The organism is Bradyrhizobium sp. CB1717, assembly GCF_029714325.1.
Taxonomy (GTDB): domain Bacteria; phylum Pseudomonadota; class Alphaproteobacteria; order Rhizobiales; family Xanthobacteraceae; genus Bradyrhizobium.
In genome coordinates this window covers 3,521,806-3,538,190 of the sequence record NZ_CP121666.1, presented here as the reverse complement: position 1 = coordinate 3,538,190, position 16,385 = coordinate 3,521,806, and the positions used below count along the sequence as shown (strand labels likewise).

Annotated in this window: 12 protein-coding genes; 2 read left to right on the top strand and 10 right to left on the bottom strand. The window is 63.0% G+C overall.

What is annotated here, in order from left to right:
* Positions 1-45: 45 nt before the first annotated feature.
* Both QA649_RS16675 and QA649_RS16670 read right to left on the bottom strand, forming a co-directional pair.
* The gene (locus QA649_RS16675; RefSeq protein ID WP_283025143.1) at positions 46-894 is read right to left on the bottom strand and encodes a right-handed parallel beta-helix repeat-containing protein; all 849 of its coding nucleotides are present in this window, start codon (positions 892-894) and stop codon (positions 46-48) included.
* Positions 895-1,441: 547 nt separating this feature from the next.
* The gene (locus tag QA649_RS16670) at positions 1,442-4,015 is read right to left on the bottom strand and encodes a M10 family metallopeptidase C-terminal domain-containing protein (RefSeq protein WP_283025142.1); all 2,574 of its coding nucleotides are present in this window, start codon (positions 4,013-4,015) and stop codon (positions 1,442-1,444) included.
* Between the two features lie 300 nt (positions 4,016-4,315).
* Between QA649_RS16670 and QA649_RS16665 the strand changes: the two genes are divergently transcribed.
* Both QA649_RS16665 and QA649_RS16660 read left to right on the top strand, forming a co-directional pair.
* Positions 4,316-4,540, top strand: coding sequence for a hypothetical protein (locus QA649_RS16665; RefSeq protein ID WP_244635966.1), 225 nt, complete (start codon positions 4,316-4,318; stop codon positions 4,538-4,540).
* Positions 4,541-4,684: 144 nt separating this feature from the next.
* Complete coding sequence (locus QA649_RS16660; RefSeq protein ID WP_283025141.1) at positions 4,685-5,878, top strand: CoA transferase; 1,194 nt, start codon at positions 4,685-4,687, stop codon at positions 5,876-5,878.
* Positions 5,879-5,964: 86 nt separating this feature from the next.
* On the opposite strand, the gene QA649_RS16655 is transcribed toward QA649_RS16660, so the two are convergent.
* From QA649_RS16655 to QA649_RS16620, 8 genes are all read right to left on the bottom strand, one after another.
* Positions 5,965-6,237, bottom strand: a complete 273-nt coding sequence (locus tag QA649_RS16655) for a hypothetical protein (RefSeq protein WP_283025140.1) — start codon at positions 6,235-6,237, stop codon at positions 5,965-5,967.
* Between the two features lie 83 nt (positions 6,238-6,320).
* Positions 6,321-7,172 carry a leishmanolysin-related zinc metalloendopeptidase gene (locus QA649_RS16650; RefSeq protein ID WP_283025139.1) on the bottom strand — a complete coding sequence of 284 codons (852 nt, stop codon included), beginning with the start codon at positions 7,170-7,172 and terminating at the stop codon, positions 6,321-6,323.
* Positions 7,173-7,355: 183 nt separating this feature from the next.
* On the bottom strand, positions 7,356-7,577 hold the full coding sequence (locus QA649_RS16645; RefSeq protein WP_283025138.1) for a hypothetical protein: 222 nt from the start codon (positions 7,575-7,577) through the stop codon (positions 7,356-7,358).
* Positions 7,578-7,639: 62 nt separating this feature from the next.
* The gene (locus QA649_RS16640) at positions 7,640-8,506 is read right to left on the bottom strand and encodes an outer membrane protein (protein ID WP_283025137.1); all 867 of its coding nucleotides are present in this window, start codon (positions 8,504-8,506) and stop codon (positions 7,640-7,642) included.
* A gap of 170 nt (positions 8,507-8,676) precedes the next feature.
* A complete protein-coding gene (locus QA649_RS16635) occupies positions 8,677-10,194 on the bottom strand; it encodes a tripartite tricarboxylate transporter permease (protein ID WP_283025136.1) in 1,518 nt (505 codons plus the stop codon).
* An 11-nt stretch (positions 10,195-10,205) separates the two neighbouring features.
* Positions 10,206-10,748, bottom strand: a complete 543-nt coding sequence (locus QA649_RS16630; protein ID WP_283025135.1) for a tripartite tricarboxylate transporter TctB family protein — start codon at positions 10,746-10,748, stop codon at positions 10,206-10,208.
* Positions 10,749-10,820: 72 nt separating this feature from the next.
* Positions 10,821-11,795 carry a tripartite tricarboxylate transporter substrate-binding protein gene (locus QA649_RS16625; RefSeq protein ID WP_283025134.1) on the bottom strand — a complete coding sequence of 325 codons (975 nt, stop codon included), beginning with the start codon at positions 11,793-11,795 and terminating at the stop codon, positions 10,821-10,823.
* Positions 11,796-12,002: 207 nt separating this feature from the next.
* On the bottom strand, positions 12,003-15,917 hold the full coding sequence (locus QA649_RS16620; RefSeq protein WP_283025133.1) for a VCBS domain-containing protein: 3,915 nt from the start codon (positions 15,915-15,917) through the stop codon (positions 12,003-12,005).
* Between the last annotated feature and the right edge of the window lie 468 nt (positions 15,918-16,385).

Sequence of the window (16,385 nt, the reverse complement as noted above, 5' to 3'; positions counted from 1 at the left end):
AAAAGCTCCGGGCGCGGACGCCCGGAGCTCGTCGAACGAAGAGTCCTAGTGATAGCCGCCTGCTGTTCCCGGCGTGGTGTCCGGATTATTGCCGTTAATCTGGTTGTCCAGGTACGACAGGACGGTGCCGGTGGTGGCCGATCCGAGGTTGTTGACGATCATCGACCGGCCAACACGCAAGCCAGCCGCGCCACTCTGAGCAATTCCCGTGCCGACGTTCTCGGAGATGTTGCTCGCATTGACCTGAATATTGGATTGGTTTTGAACGGTGAGACCGACGAAGTTCTTGTGAATGGACGTGTTGACGATCGATCCCCTGGCGCTTCCTGCAGTGGAGTCCACGAAGACGCCGCCGCCGGTGGCTGCCGCGCCGTTGTGCGAGATGACGCTGTCGCGGATCAGCAGCATCGAGTTGAAATTTGCCGGCACGAACGAAACTCCCTGTGCACTGCCAGCATTGAAGTTCCTGATGGAGCAGTGGTCGATAACCACTGACGCAGCTTGCAAGACATTTACCCCTTTGAGCCCTGTGCCGGCACCATCGATATCCAGGCCGCGCAGAACGACATGATCAGTCGCTGCTGCGTTGACATTGATTCCATTTGTGCCGGATGCCAGCACGCCACCGATGACTCCTTCGCAATAGATGGAAATCGCCTTGGTGATGGTCACAGTGCCGAAACCGGCGGAATCGAGACAATTGATTTCACCACCTGCCGCCGTCTTCGAGATCGCTCCGGCAAAGGTCTTGCAGGGCGCCGTGCGGCTGCACGGATTGACGTCGTCTCCCACGCCAGAAACCCAGGTTCTGGTAGCTTGGGCTTGAGCCGGCTGCGCCGCAATCAAGGGTATGAACAATCCAATGGCAAGGGCGAAGAAGGCAATTCGACGCATTTTATCCTCCGTAATCGCTGACATAGTCAGCTTGTTAGGATGCACTATGATCAAGCGGCCGCGCAGCTCGCAGCCGACAACACAAACGCAACGTTCTGGTGGAACTCCCGCCGCTTCCGGCGGTCGCAATTGGCTTAGGCAGCTTCCGATACTGAAATACGCAAATGCTACCGTGGGTTAAGAGACGTGAAGGTAAATTCAGTCGAGACGAGCCTCGTCGGCTATTTTGCCGGCGCGCTTGTTGCCTCGCGGCCCCCGGCCGACGATCATCGCAAATTGTTAGCTGATGGATTCATTGGAACGGAGGACCGAAGGAGAAAATGGAAGCTTCAGGCGATAGTGTCACGTCATATAATGTCCTCAGCCCGAGAACGATATCGGGAAGCACGCTGTCACCACTCCTGCGATGTCGTGGTTCGAGCTACTCAATCGCAGGGTCTTCCAGTGGTCGCACGGGATCGCGCGAGGTTCAACCTTAGCGTGACTTTTTCATTAGCCAGTTTACGTTGTCAATTTTGAATTTTCCTGCCAATCTCTGGCCGATCCGTCAGCCGAGCATGAAGCCGGCATCGTGGAGGTTGTGGAGAAGGTCAATCAGACCGTTGATCATCGCCGCGTCCTGATTCCCCGCCGCATCGGCGACAGTCGCCTGCTCTGATGGGATCTGCGCATTGGCTGGCGCGGGCATGGCGTCCGGCAGCTCAGACAAAGCGGACAGCGTCGTTCCGCCCGCACTCTGATTGAAGACAAAGCTGCCGTCGGAGACCGCGAGCGGCGCTGCGCCCACGGCACCGTCCCCATTGAGGTCCTGGTGGAATACCGGCTCGAGCGCCTTAAGGCGGGAGTCCGTTCCAGGTACTTCGGGCGTGAGCGTTGAAACGAAGTTGCCGTTGCTGTCCGTGCTCCAGACCGAGAAATAGCCGGTCGAGGCATTCTTCCATGCGACGTCGTAGCCGCCGCCAGAGACCTGCTCGGCGGCAACAGGCGACCAGGCGCCATAATTGCCAGCGATCAGCGCCGCCCCGCCATTCTTCAGGACAGGGCCGGTGCCGCCCGCGCTCGGATTGAGGTAGTAGTTATTTGCGCTCAGGATCAGGCTGGTCGTGCCCGCATTCTCGATCGTGGTGCTCGCCAGAGCGTTCGACGCACCGATACTGCCGTCCCCGTTGAGATCCTGATGAAACGACGTCTCCAGCGATACCAGAGAGGCGTTGCTTCCCGCGACCTCCGGCGTCAGCATCGACAGGAAGTTGCCGTTGCTGTCGGTGCTCCAGATCGAGAAGTAGCCGGTCGAGGCATTTTTCCAGGCGACGTCGTAACCGCCGCCAGAGACCTGCTCGGCAGCCACCGGCGACCAGGCGCCGTAGTTGCCGGCAATCACCGCCGTCCCGCCGATCTTCAGGAGGGGACCGGTGCCGCCTGCGGTCGGATTGAGATAGTAGTTGCCTGCGCTCAGGACCAGGCTGGTCGTCCCCTGGGCTTCGATGGTGATGATTGCAGCACCGATGGTGCCGTCGCCGTTGAGGTCCTGATGGAACGAGGTCTCCAGCGAAATCAGCCGGGAGTCCGTTCCGGGCACTTCCGGCGTCAACGTCGTCAGGAAGTTGCCGTTGCTGTCGGTGCTCCAGATCGAAAAATAGCCTGTCGAAGAATTCTTCCAGGCGACGTCATAACCGCCGCCCGAGACCTGCTCGGCAGCGACGGGTGACCAAGCGCCGTACTTTCCCGCGATCACCGCTGCGCCGCCATTCTTGAGGATGGGACCGGTACCGCCCGCGGTCGGATTGAGCTCGTAGTTTTGGGCGTCGAGAACGAGCGCTGTTGTGCCGACGGATTCGACGGCGACGGGGCCCGTGAGCGTCGAGCTCGCGACCGTTTGATCTGCAAACTGGAAATACTCGACCCCCGTGACCGCGTCGGTGCCGTCGAACGAACTGCCGCGCTGGTCGGCGATCGTAAAGGTCTGCGTCGCCGAATTGTACGAGACGAGATAGTTGGACTGGTTACCCGAATACACCGCCGTGTCCGTGCCGGCTCCGCCGACGATGGTGTCGTTACCGCCGCCGCCGGTGATCGTGTCGTTGCCGGAGCCGCCGTTCAGCGTGTTGGCGATGGCGTTGCCGACGATGGTGTCGTTGCCGGACCCGCCGATGGCGTTGTCGATGTAGGAGCGCGCGTCGTTGTTGTAGAGGTAGGCGTTGTAGACGTTGCCCGAGGCGTAATGGCCGTTGCCGAGATTGGCGAGCTGCGTCGCAGAGAACAGCGAGGACGCGCCGGGATTGAGGTTGATGCTCAGGTTGGTCGTGTAGTTCGACAGGTCGTAGGTATCGACGCCGCCGCCGTCCCACACCGTTTCGTAGATGCGGTTGGCCGAGCCGCCGGCGCCGCCTCCCGGCGCCAGCTGCCCGACGCCGTTGATGAACTCCTGCCCCGTCGTCGGATTCCAGGTGTAGACCGTGCTGCCGCTCTGGGTCGTGTAGTTCGCACCGTACATCGTCTGCAGCGCGAGGATATCGTTGGCCATATAGGTCTGCGGATATCCATACGACTCATTGGTGTAGCCGCTGGTCGTCGACGCACCGACATAGCTGCGATAGCTCATGACGGTGTATTCGCTGTCGTCATGCGCGCTCGGCACCGCGACGTTGGCGGGGCCACCCGTCTCCTGGCTGTGCTTGAGGCCGAGGGCGTGGCCGAGCTCGTGCAGCGCCGTCGTGAAATAGTAGTTGCCGAGCTTGGCCAGCGAGTAGTTGTATTGGGTCCCGAACCAGATGTCGCCGCCGGACGCATAGTTGCCGGGATAGTAGGCGTAGGAGGTCGGATTGGCCGACGGGGACTGCGCGATCATGATGTCGGCGCTTCCAGTCCCGTTGTACTGGATCGTGGCGTTGGTGTAGCCGAGGATCAGCCCGATCGCGTAGTTGATCGCCGCCTGCATCTGAGTGGGCGCCGAGGCGAAACCCGACGAGGTCGGTTCGCTGCTGCCGCCGCTGTAAGGATTGGAGTAATCGCTAGGCGAATCCGGAAAGCTGTAACTGATCGTGCCGGTCCATTTATAGCCCGACAGCAGGCCGTCGATCTCGGCGTTGTTGGTGGCACTGATGGAAACCGAGGTAGCCAATGAACTCTCCGAAGCAATGCATCGCGCGCGATTCGCCGCGCAGGGGCATGATTCTAGCTAGAGAGTTATACGTTTGGTTTAATTTGGGCGTCGGGCCCTCAGTCGGACCGCAACGCCGTGTTAGCCATCAACGTCCGTAATGATACGGAGCAGCGACGGCATTCAGTACCGCGTCTAGCATGTTCCGTAAAGGAAACTATGAAACTGAGCCCACTTTCGGCCGGCCTGATTGGAGCCTTAATTGGAGCCTTGGCCATGCTCGCCGGGCCGGACCGTCAGCCCATCGGAGAACAGCCAGTCATGGCTTCGAAAGCCAATGCGGACGAAAGCAGCAAGGGGAACACCAAGGGGGGACGCGCCCCCTCCATGCCAATGGCCCGCGATCCTTCCGCCGCGGTGGCCGAGGAATTCGAAGCCGCCCGTCGGACGGGAACGCGGCAGGCGTTCGAGCTCTTCATCGCGCGCCACGGCGATGACCCGCTGGCCGAGCAGGCGCGCGCCGAGCTGAAGCGCCTGTCGCGCTGATCCCTTGCGCGGCGCGACCCGCTGCGTCAGGCCAGCCCCGGCCAGTCCTTGCATTTCGACAGGCGGCATCCGCGTCGCGGCCGTCTTGCCGCCTGACGTTTCGGCACTATGGTGGCTCCGCAATCTGTCCCGGAGCCTTTCAAGATGCCTTTTCCGCATGCCTCGGAAGCCCTGTCGCGCTTCACCGTGCTCGATCTGACACGTGTCCGGTCCGGGCCCACCTGCGTGCGTCAGCTCGCCGACTGGGGCGCCAACGTCATCAAGATCGACGCACTGACCGAGGACGTCGGCGGCGAGCAGCCGGGCGGGCCGCGCCGCGGTTCCGACTTCCAGAATTTGCATCGCAACAAGCGGGCCATGACGCTGAACCTGAAGGACGAGCGCGGGCTCGCCGTGTTCAAGCGCCTCGCCGCCAAGGCCGACGTGGTGGTCGAGAATTTCCGTCCCGACGTGAAGAAGAAGCTCGGCATCGACTATGAAAGCCTCGCCGCGATCAATCCGCGGATCGTCTATGGCAGCATCTCCGGCTTCGGCCAGGACGGCCCCTATCACAAGCGGCCGGGCTTCGATCAGATCGCGCAAGGCATGGGCGGGCTGATGTCGATCACCGGCGCGCCGGGCGAAGGCCCGATGCGGGTCGGCATTCCCGTCGCCGACCTCACGGCGGGCCTGTTCTGTGCCATGGGCATCCTCACCGCGCTGCTCGAGCGCGAGGTCTCGGGCAAGGGCCAATGGGTGCAGACCTCGCTGCTGCAGGCCCAGATCTTCATGCTCGACTTCCAGGCCGCGCGCTGGCTGATGGAGAAGGAGGTCGCCAAGCAAGCCGGTAACAACCACCCGACCAGCATTCCGACCGGCGTGTTCAAGACCTCGGACGGGTACATCAATATCGCCACGACCGGCGGGCGGATCTGGGAGCGCTGTGCGCAGGCGATCGGCGCGCCGGAGCTCTACAATCATCCCGATTATGCGACGGCCCCCGCCCGCTCCAGGAATCGCGACGCGCTCAACGCCGAGATCGAGAAGCGCACCGTGACGAAGTCGACCGAGACCTGGGTCCGTGAGCTCAACGAGGCCGGCGTGCCCTGCGGGCCGATCTACGCCATCGACCAGATGTTCGAGGACGCGCAGGTCAAGCATCTCGGCATCGCGCAGGACGTGCCGAACGACGAGGGCCGGCCTATCCGCCTGGTCGGCCAGCCCGTGACGCTGTCGCGCACGCCGAGCAGGATGGTGGCGCGGCCGCCGGAATTCGGCGAGCAGACCGACGAGGTGCTGAAGGAATTCGGCCTCAGTGCGGACGAGATCGCGGATCTGCATCAGCGCAAGGTGGTGTGAAAGAGCGGCAGCTCTCGCAGCCGCCTTTCCGATCCAGCTCGTCACGGCATCACGATCGGCCCGGCGCCGACGGCTTGCGCAAGCGTCTAGATCTTGCGCAAACCGTCGAACCGCGTGTCGACATAGTGGCCAGCTGCATCGACAACCCGGCAAAGCTCTCCGCCGTCATGGTAGAGCAGAACGACCTTGGCGCCCGCTTCGAATTGCCCGGCCGGCGGCCCGCTCGGTAGACCGCGCGAGGCGTAGAACGGCTGCGATCTCGCCACCTCGTGGGTGAACTGGTTGGGCGGCGGCGAGATCAGGCAGTCCGACGGGATCAATGACGACTCCGGCAGCACGATCGCTTCCGGTCGCTTCATGCCCTCCATGTTCCCTCATCCCTGAACTACGCAAGGCCTGGCAGTGCCTTGGCTTAGCAGCGCCTTGGCTTAAGAGTCCTGACTCAAGAGCCGAGGCTGTCCTCGGGCAACGTGATCGGAATCCGCCGGAGCACGATGCCTCTTGTGCTGTCGGCCTGCGCCGCAACTATTCCTGCTTCGGCCATATGGAGGTGATTGGGCAGGTGATACGGCTGAGCGGCGTCCATGTTCACCTGATAGCCGAGATCCTGCAGGCTAGCGATCGTCATCCGGCTCATCGGATTGCCACCTTCATTGACGAAGCCGGTCATCATCTCCGCACCGAACACAGTGTCGCGCCAATGCGAATCCACCGTCCCTTCACCGCCCGTGTTTTCGACGGGAACGGGCAGTGACGTCGCGGAGCCGCGGAGCTTGCCGTATTCGTGCATGGCGTGGGCACCATGGAACGTCGGATTGTGGGTATGGGCGCCTTTCAGCAATTTCTTGTTCGTCCAGATCGTTCCAATGCCGATCACGTGCCCCATCTCGTGCGTGATGACGTCGTTCAGGGTGCCGTCGGCTTCCATGGCGGCGAGGTCGGCCGTGTCGAATTGCATGTCGCCTGTCGCCGGCAGGAACGCGGCGGCCCCGGCATTCTTCGGGCGCAGGCGGCTCGGCCCCGCCTGGCCGAGAACATTGCCGGGCCCGTCGATGTCGGTGCCCTGCGCCGTGATACGGAGATTGTTGATCCTTTCGCCGCCGACCGTGACGTCAGGCAAATCCCCGATGATGGCGTGTGTCCATCGGTTTGCCGCGAGCTTGAAAGCGGCCTTTTGCTTGTCTGTCAGTCCGCCCAGGAAGTGAACCTCGATCGTGTAGCCTCCGGCGGATACGTCCGCGACCGCGTGTGAAATCTCGGCGCCTTTGCGAGCTCGATAGCGTTCAATAGCCATGACATTCTCCAAAAAAATGAGATCAATAAATTTCTATCTACGCTTGTATTGTGATCCCGATTAGCGTCGCTGACAAGTGAGAGAAAGCGTCATGGGGTCTGACTGTTCTCATCACAAAAGCGCGAAAGCCCGGCGCGGCTGCCGGGCATTCGGACTCGCAGGCGCTTCTTGTAGAGAGCTCGCTCAGGTGCCGCTGAAGCGGTAGTTCAACGCGAAGCGCAGAATGTTGTCGGTAACGTGCGAGCGATAGTTGACGAGCAGTGGTGCACCGCTGAGTGCGATGACAGGCGTGGCGAGCGAACCCGACACCGTTCCGAGATCGACATAGAGATATTCGAGCCGGGCGCTCCAATTGTCTGCGAAGGCACCGAGGGCGCCGAGGCACGCGCGAGCGATCTCGTGCACGCAGAAACGACAAAGCCCGGCACGAGGCCGGGCTTTGCTTCTTGTTGACGCCTTGGTTGATGTCAGTACCTGGCAACCACCGGGCCGCCGAACTGATAGTTGATGCCGGCGCGCAGGATGTGGTCGGTGAAGCGCGACGAGGTATTCGCAGCGATCGCCGAAGCCGGCGCGAGCGTGAACGGACCGGCCGAGAAGCGGCCGAGATCCATGTAGAGATATTCGAGCTTCGCGCTCCAGTTCTGGGTGATCTTGCCTTCGACACCAGCGCCGACAGTCCAGCCGACGCGCGTATCGGAACTCGAGGCGGTCGAGGCGATCGCGACGCCGGCGGGCGTGAAGCCGGTCATGGTGCCAGTGGTCTTGATCTCGCCGAAGGCCACACCGCCGGTGCCGTAGAACAGCACCTTCGGGGTCGCCAGGATACCGACGCGACCGCGCACCGTGCCGAACCACTGGAGCTTCTGGTCGATCGTCAGCGTGGTGCCGGCGAGACCGCCAGCGGGAAGGAAGGTCAGCCCGGGAAGACAGGCACCACCTGCAGGCGCGACGCCGCCGCAGTTGAAGAAGGCGCTGCCCTTTTCACCCGACCATTGCAGGTCACCCTCGACGCCGAACACCCAGTTGGCGCTCTGCCAGTTGTAGCCGGCCTGACCGCCGGCGACGCCGCCGTTCATGTCGAACGACGCGCTGGTGATGGAGCCGGCCGGCGGCACGATCACCGCTCCGGTCGCCGTGTTGTTGGTGACGTCGGTGCGCGAACGGCCCCAGCTATAGCCGCCATTGGCGCCGATGTAGAAGCCAGTCCAGCTCCAGACCGGTTCGACCATGACCGGAGCCTTGACGTAGGGCTTTGCTGCCAGATCAGCAGCCAGGGCGCCCGTCGCGAACAGCGACATCGCCGCCGCAACCCCAATCACAACCCGCTTCATGGAAATTCCCCCCTCAGCACAACTTTGTGATCAACACATACCCCTTCGCCTGCCCAAAGGCTGTGCCGCGTCAGCAACATCTGGAAATAATCGAGCTTAAGGTAGCGCTGGCGCCGGAACGCCACCGCCTCCCCTAGATCATTGATTTAAAACAATGTTGGCCCACGGCGCTACCGCGATGTCGCCGTGGTCCGCTGCGTCAGTCCGACGCGGCACAGCAACCTGTCGATGACAGGCCAGAACAGCAGCACGATCGCCAGCGTGGTGATGGTGCCCACCAGGCCGTTCGACCAGAACACCTTGAGGGTCCCGCCGGAGCCGATCATCGACAGGCGGAAGGCATCCTCGGCGCGGTTGCCGAGCACGAGGGCCAGCGTGAACGGCGCCAGCGGAATGCCGATCTTCTTGAAGACGTAACCGACGATTCCGAAGCCGAGCATCAGCCAGATGTCGAACATCGCGTTCTGGATGGCGTAGGCGCCGATCGCGCAGGACACCACGATCATCGGCGCCACCGCCGCGAACGGCACGCGCAGGATCGAGGCGAAGATCGGCACCGTCGTCAGCACCAGCGCGAGGCCGACGACATTGCCGAGATACATCGAGGCAATCAGGCCCCAGACGAAGTCCTTGTGCTCGACGAACAGCAGCGGGCCTGGATTGAGCCCCCATACCATGAGGCCGCCAAGCAGGATCGCGGCGGTGCCCGAGCCGGGAATGCCGAGCGCCAGCATCGGCAGCAGCGCCGAGGTGCCGGAGGCATGCGCCGCCGTCTCAGGCGCGAACACGCCTTCGATGCGGCCCTTGCCAAAACTCTCGGGATCCTTGGCGAAGCGCTTGGCCAGATTGTAGCCCATGAAGGAGGCCGCGATCGCACCGCCCGGCGTGATGCCGAGCCAGCAGCCGATGAAGGAGGAGCGCAGCAGCGTCACCCAATATTTCGGCAGGTCCTTCCAGACGCCGAGCACGACGCGCAGCGAGATGCTCGCCGCATGTCCGCGCAGCGCGAGGCGCTCCTCCATCGTCAGCAGGATCTCGCTGATCCCGAACAGGCCGATGACGGCGACCAGGAAGTTGATGCCGCGAAGCAGCTCGGCCGAGCCGAAGGTCATGCGCAGGTTGCCCGACACCGTGTCCATGCCGACGCCGGCGAGCAGCAGCCCCAGCGACATCGAGATGACCGTCTTGTGCTTGGCTTCGCGTCCGAGACCGACGAAGGAGCAGAAGGTGAGCAGATAGACGGCGAAGAACTCGGGCGGACCGAATTTCAGCGCAAAGGACGAGATCATCGGCGCGAGGAAGGTGATCAGGAGCACCGCGACCAGCGAGCCGACGAAGGAGGACGTGAACGCTGCCGTCAGCGCCTCCGCCGCCCTGCCCTGCTGGGCCATCGGATAGCCGTCGAAGGTGGTCGCGACCGACCAGGCTTCACCGGGGATGTTGAACAGGATCGAGGTGATGGCACCGCCGAACAGCGCGCCCCAATAGATGCAGGACAGCATCACGATCGCCGAGGTCGGGTCCATCGTGAAGGTGAGCGGCAGCAGGATCGCGACACCGTTGGGGCCGCCGAGCCCCGGCAGCACGCCGACGAAGATGCCGAGCACCAACCCGACCATCATCAGCACGAGCGTCTTCCAGGTGAGCAGGACGGCGAAGCCGTGAAGCAGGAGACCGAGAGCTTCCATCGCTGGCCCGCTTAGTGGCCGAAGGCCGCTTCGAGCGGCCCTTTCGGCATGATGACGTCGAAGGCGATGTCGAAGGTGACGAACATGATCGCCGTGAACACAAGCGCGGTGAGCAGCGACTTCCACAACGCGATCTTGCCGACGAGGCGCATGAAGCCTGCGATCAAGAGGAAGCTCGCGACATAGAGGCCAAGGAACTGCGTCACCAGGCAGAACAGCAGGGTCGGCACGAACACCGCCATGACGCGGCGCGCCTGCGCGCGCGTGACGAAGGTCTCTGCCGCCTTGCGGTGGGCGACCAGCGCCACGATCAGGCCGTAGAGGCTGCCGCCGCCGAGGATGATGGAGAGATAGAACGGGAAATAGCCGGGCTCGGGCCCGGTCGCATCCCAGGACGCGCCGGTGCGCCAATTGTCGTAGCCGAGCGTGACGGCAAGCGTGAGAAGAAGGAGACAGACGATGATCTCGATCGTGCCGGAGGAGACGACGGACGGCGAATCGTCTTCGGGGGCGGTCGGATCGTCGACGACGATTTCAAGATCGGTTTTGGACATGCTCTGTTAGGGACGGAGTGCGGCCAATTCCCCCTCTCCCCGTAAGAACGGGGAGAGGGGGAAAAGAGAAAGCTACTTCGCGACGAATCCGGCTTCCGTCATCAGCGACTTGTTGACGGCATCGTCCTCCTCGAGGAATTGCACCATGTCCTTGCCGGTGAGGAAGATCGGCTTCAAGGCCTGCTTCTCCATGTAGTCCTTGTATTCGGCGGTCTGCGTCACCTTGTGGAACAGCTCGACATAGAACGCCTGCTGCTCGGCCGTGACCTTGCCGGGCAGGAACATCGCGCGCAGCATCAGGTACTGGACGTCGACGCCCTCCTCCTTGCAGGTCGGGATGTCGGCCCAGGACTGCGTGTCCGTCACCTTGGCGGTGTAGGAGATGCGCTCCTTGTCGAACACGCAGAGCGGACGCACCTGGCCTGCGCGCCAGACTTCGAGATTTTCGGATGGATTGTTGACGTTGGCTTCGGTGTGGTTGCCGACGAGCTGGGTCGCGGCCTCGCCGCCGGACTTGTAGGGCAGATAAGAGAACTTCGCGCCGGTCTTCTGCTCCAGGAACACGGTGAGCACGTGATCCTCGCGCTTGGAGCCGGTGCCGCCCATCTTGAACGGCGAGCTTGCCGCCTTCGCGGCCTCGATGAATTCCTTCACCGTCTTGGGGCCGGCGCTGTTGTCCCACAGCACGAACTGGTCGAGCGCGATCACCGAGACCGGCGTGAGCTCGCGCCAGTTGAACGGGATCTTCGCCGACAGCGGCAGCATGTAGATCAGCGAATAAGCGATCAGCACCTTGTTAGGGTCGCCCTCGCTGGACTTCATGTACATCAGCGCTTCCGCACCCGATGCGCCGCCCTTGAGCGAGACCACCATGGGCTGCTTCATCAGATTGTTCTTCTGGATCGCGGCCTGCATCATCCGGGCCATCTGATCCGAGGCACCGCCCGCACCCGCCGCCACGACGATCTCGACGGGTTTGGTCGGCTCCCAGCCGGCAAAGGCGGGCGTGCCGCAAAGCGCGGCCGCCAGCGCAATTGCCGCCTTCATTCCATGTCCCACGTGCGTCTTCCCTATGTTCTTGTTCGGATTGGAAATTCAGAGATGAATTCAGCGCCATTGTGCTGGCGAATCCGACCGAGTTCAAGCCACCCCGTGGCATCCCCCGTATGACTTTGGAATGAGACCGGCGCGCCACAAACGACGCGGGCCCCTTCAGGGCCCGCGCCTCAGAAGTTTCGCCGGGGCAGCTGCGGCTCAGACGACCAGTATGTCGTGCTGGCTGAGCAGCACGCCGTTCTGGACGGTGACCAATGCGACCGCCGCGCCTTGGGTCCCGTCGGCGCTGTAGTAGAGCGTCTGGTTGCCGGTGTCGAAATGGAATTGGGAGAAGCCCGAGAACACATCGTCGCCGGACGTCTCGAAGGTGACGTCCATTCCCGCCGTCAACCCGCCGCCGAAACCGCTCGCGGAGACGGCGATACGGTCGTGCGCGGTGGTGTTGTTGAAGTCGCCGATGGTGCTCGGCGCCGACGGCTGCTGGAGGAAGGCGAAGATGTCGTTGCCAGCGCCGCCGGTCATGGCATTGCCGCCGGCCGTTGCGATCAGGACGTCGTTGCCGCCGCCTCCGCTCATCGTCTCGGTGCCGTTGGTGGCGATCAGGATATCATCACCGCCGGTGCCGGTCAGCGCGGTTGCGCCGGCTGCGTTGTTGATGATGGTCGCGGTTGCGATGTTGGACGAGGTCGTCGTCCCGTCGGAGGTCGTGTAGCTGAACGAGCCGCCGGGCGTCGCGTCGTCGGTGAAGAAGGCGTCCCCGAACTGGACGGCACTGCCGCCGGAGCTCGTGGTGATCGTGCCGAGCGAAAGGTGGTCGATGGTGTCGGGGTCGGTGTCGTTCAAGGCGAGGGCCCAGTTGGGAATCTGGACCGTTGCGCTCGCGCCGACATCGGTGATGACAGTCTCGCTCACCGCGGTCGGCGCATCGTTGGTGCCGTTGATGGTGACGGTGACGTCCTGCGTGGTCGACCCGCCATTGTTGTCGGTGATCGTCACCAGATAGTCCTGGGTCAGCGTCTGCCCCTGCGCCAGGAACTGGATGTCGGCGTTGTCGACCGTGAAGTGCCAGGCGACGGATCCGGTGCCGCCGGCCTCGCTGACCGGATCGAGGGTGAACGTGCCGACATAACCGCTGCCGTTCGCCAGGAAGCTCGCGCTGTGCGTATCTCCGGTCTCGGCGTCGGAGAACGATAGCGAGCCCGCCGTGGATTCGCTGGCAGGTCCCGTCGCCGGACTGACATTGACGGAATCGAGGATCATGCCGGTGGCGTCGTCCTCATAGGAGAACTGCAGCAGCGTCGACGACAGCGAGGCGTCTCCAATGAGGTCGAAGGAATAATGGTTGAGGCCGGACGGCACGTTGGCGAGCGACAGGATCGTTGCGCCGTCCCACGAGACCGAGAACGGCGTGTTGACACCCTCCGGGTCGCCGATGACGTCGAAGCTGACGAAATAATGCTGGCCCGGCGTGGTCGCGACGTTCTGCGACAATGTTTCCGGGCTGCCGCTCGTCGGCAGAAGCTCGACCGAATAGTGACCGAAACTGCCGCCGAACTCGAGCTGCGCGACGTGGATGTGGCCTCCGCCGCTCACCGACCAGCCGGCGAGATTGCCGGTCTCGAAATCGCCGTTGACAATCACCGGCGGACCGGCGTCCTCGGTGACCGATCCGCTGACATTGGCGGCGGTGACCTGCGGATTGTCGTTGGCGCCGGCGATATTGAAGGTGAGCGTGGTCGAGGCCTGATGGCCCTGGCCGTCGTCGACAGTGAAGGTGAACTGGTCGGTGACGTTGTCGCCGGCGAGCAGCGCGTCGACCGCCGCATTGGCGACATAGCCGTAGGAGCCGTCTGCATTGAGCACCAGCGTGCCATAGGTGCCGGCCACGGAGTGGCCGACATTGGCGGCGCTGCCGCTGACCTCGGTGATGGTCCGCGGCGTGCTGAGGTCGACCGGCTGGGTCACGTCGAAAATGGCGCCGGTTGCGATTGCCGTGCCGGCATCAGATCCCGCGGTGTCGGATGCCGCGAGGGTCAGTGGCGTCAGAACCAGCGGATCGGCCGCACCGTCGATGGTGACGGTGACGGTCTGGGTCGAATTGGTGAAACCGTCCCAGACGTTGACGTCATACTGCACCGTCAGCGTCTCGCCGAAGCTGAGGAAGTCGAGATCGGCGTCGGCGATGCTGAAGGTCCAGTCGATGCTGCCTGTACCGGTTCCCGTGGAATCGTGCAGCACCGTTGAGAGCGCCGACTGGAGGTCTACGATCGTCTGACTCGGGACGGCAAAAGTGTTGGCCGACCACACCGCCGAATCCAGCACCACGCTGACCGAATGCGTGTCCGACAGATCGACGTCGCCGAAGCTCAGCGTTCCCGTCGGCACCGGGCTCGTGGTGTCAGGCGATTGCGATCCGGTGACGCCAGGCTGCTCCGACAGCGAAGCGGCCTGCGGCCCGCTCGTGATCACCGGCGCGTCGTTGGCGCCGGTGATGACGACGGAGACGGTCTGTGTCGAGCTGGTCGAGCCGTCGGCGACCTTGATATGGTAGTTCACCGTCAGCGTCTCGTTGGCTGCGAGATAGTCGAGATCCTTGTCGGCAATCGCAAAATTCCAGTCGATGCTTCCCGAGCCTGAGCCCGTGGAATCGTGCAGCACCGTCGTCAGCGCCGCGCCGAGATCGGCCTGCGTCGCCGCCGGCGGTGTCGGCCCGGAGGTCGAATCCAGCGTCACCGTCACGGTGTGGGCGTCGCTGGTGTCCTGGTCGGTGAAGGCGAGCGTGCCCGCCGGAACTGTCGGCGTCGTATCGGGCGCGGAAGAGCCCGTGGTGGCATCCTGCTCGACGACGGTGGAGGATTCCGGGCCGCTCGTGATGACGACCGGATGATTGACGCCGAGGATGGTGATGGTGACGTCCTGGGTGGTGGAGCCGCCATGACCGTCGTCGACCGTCACGTGATAGACGAGCTTGAGCGTCTCGCCGCCGTTGAGGAAATTGGTCGAGGCATTGGCCAGCGCAAAATTCCAGTCGACCTCGCCGAACAGATGACCGGTCGAATCCTGCAGCGAGGTGCCGAACGCAGCCAGCAGCTCCGCATTCGTCAGGGGTATCGAGCCGCCGCCCGAACGGGTCGCGGTGACCGTGGTCGAGACCGCATGCGTGTCGGCGAGATCGATGTCGGTGAAGAGCAGGCTGTCGCTGGCATGGAGGTTGCCGGAGGAATCCAGGTTCTGGTCCTCGACGAGCGCCGCCGATTCCGGGCACGACAGGAACAGCGGCCTGTCGTTGGTGCCGACCACGGTCACCGTGACGGTCTGGCTCGAGATTCCGCCGGCATGGTCGTCGAGCTGGACGGTGTAGGTGATGTCGAGATGCTGGCCGGCCGAAAGATAGTCGAAGGCGAGATCGGGCGCCGAGAAGGTGGTGTTGATGATGCCGGTCGAGGAGCCGGACGTCTTGATGACGTTGTCGACGTGGAAGAACGACATCAGCTCGGCATTGCCGAATGGCCCCGGCAGCAGGCCTGCCGTGGCGCCGGACGCGGACACGCCTGTAACCGTCGCGGTGTGCCCGGTGTTGGCGAGATCGTCGTCGGTGAAGTTGAGCGCGACGTGAACCGTGTCCGGCGTGAGCGAGAGCGTCTGGTTCGCCTGCTCGGTGACCGTCGCCGCCGTCGTCATGTTGATCACGGGCTTGTCGTCGGTTCCGGTGATGGTGATCTTGACGGTCTGGATCGCGAAGCCGCCGTGATTGTCGGAAACCTTGACGTCGTAGGTCAGGACCAGCGTCTGGTTCTTGGCGAGGAAATCGAAATCCTCGTCCTCGTCGCTGAAGGTCCATTTCAGCTGACCCGAGCCGTTAGCATCGCTCAGGATCTGCGATTGCATCGCGGTCTGGAACTGCGCAAGCAAGGCGGCAGGGATGACCGTTCCGCCCGACACCACCGCCGAATGCAGCGTCGCGGTGGTCGTATGGATGTCGGTCCTGTCACTGTCCTTGAAACTCATCGTCCCCGACAGCGTGTGCAGCGTGGTTGAATCATTGAGGTTGGCGAATTCGGTGAAGCTGCCCGTCGCGGATGACGAGGTGAAAACCGGCGTGTGGTTGGTCATGGAAAATCCCTGCCTGCGTTGCCATGAAGGCGCCGTCGCATTGGAAAGCGGCGACGTGACTAATCGGTCTGAGAAATCAGACGAAACTCAACGGCTTTGACTCAAAGGCCTTGGCTTAAGGGTGTTGGCTTAAGGGTCTAGGTTCAGGAGCTTTGGCTTGTTCGCGAGGTCGTGCCTGGCGTCGGGATGGTCAGCAGCAATGAAATTCTGGCGCGGCTCGCATGGTCGAAACTACGTCGCTACTTCTACAGCTCGATTTCAGTTCAATGACGTCCGGTTGCAGCACGGTCCGCCGGAACGCTTCACACAATTAACGTCGCCCAATCGACTGGGCCTCAACCACCCGGCCGGACCATCGCCTCGGAAAACGAGACGGTGGAATGCAACCTCTGCGATCTTATGCCGGGGCTCGGCGTGCCGTCAACGTAAACGCGTGGACGCGCGCGTTCACAATCGCGGTTCCGAATG